A 964-nucleotide genomic window follows, 5' to 3' on the forward strand; every position below is an offset into this window, starting at 1 on the left:
AATAAAAGATTTGGCTCTGGAGTAGTTTGGAAGGTTTGGCTCGTTAAATCTCCGCACGCTTCATCCAGTAAACGTTGTAGCCAATGCTAAAAAAATGAGACACATTATATATATATTTCTTCTGACAATCTTTATATCCTGTCAATTACGGACTGACAAGACGAATAAGGATATAAATCAACCTGATACAGAAGTTGAAAAGGGAAATATATTTTCAATGACTAATAAGACATTGGATTTTCCAGTTAATCTTAAAGAAATTAAAGCCCTTGATTTTTTGACGGTAACTTCAGGGGTAGTGCCAACTTCTGAGACAATTAAATTATATAGACCTGATACGACAGGATTTTTTGGAGGTTATAACTTGATTAACAAAAACTCAAATGAATACATTGGATATTTAAAGGTATATACAACAGACAAGCCAGAAGCATGGAGGTTTGACAGTAATAACGAAATATTTTGTGCAATAGAATTAGTCCAGCAAGACATAGCAGTTTGGGACATCATCAAAATTGGACTAAAAGAAGATGTGTTAATTGGTTTTATAGGTCAAAACTTTCATTATAAAAAGGGGCAGACAATTTATGCTGACTTTGGCAAATACGACGGAACATTTTGGATTACAGACGGAAAAATATCAAAACTGGAAATAAGAAGAATTAATAAAGAATAAAAAAGCACAGGTGGCAACAATAAATAAAAGGCATGGGCTGCCAGACGAAATTTGGAAGTTTAGCTTTTCAAATAAGTTCGCCGAAGCTTTTGCTTCGGCTAGATAAAAGGATAAATTTATAACCCAAACAAAAGCTTCGGCTAAGTAGGATTTTGGGAGTTCGGTTTTTCAAATCAGCCCACGACCTCTTATTCTGAACGTTGGTGTGCCACGAAGCTGTGGTAATCCAGTAGGTGTAAATCCTACCTAAATAATTTTCTTAAAGATCATTGCTCCGTTCGGCATAAT

At 34.8% G+C, this 964-nt stretch carries 1 protein-coding gene; it reads left to right on the forward strand.

Annotation, left to right across the window (positions count from 1 at the left end):
- Positions 1 to 217 precede the first annotated feature (217 nt).
- Positions 218 to 676, forward strand: a complete 459-nt coding sequence (locus tag ACT29I_RS25685; RefSeq protein ID WP_444794863.1) for a hypothetical protein — start codon at positions 218 to 220, stop codon at positions 674 to 676.
- The last annotated feature ends 288 nt before the right edge of the window (positions 677 to 964 follow it).

The sequence above is a fragment of the Saccharicrinis sp. GN24d3 genome (genome assembly GCF_052400645.1).
Classification (GTDB): Bacteria; Bacteroidota; Bacteroidia; order Bacteroidales; family Marinilabiliaceae; genus Saccharicrinis.

What these genes read in the sequence shown, in the direction of transcription:
- ACT29I_RS25685 (WP_444794863.1), top strand. Translation starts at nt 218, where the DNA reads ATGACTAATAAGACATTGGATTTTCCAGTTAATCTTAAAGAAATTAAA.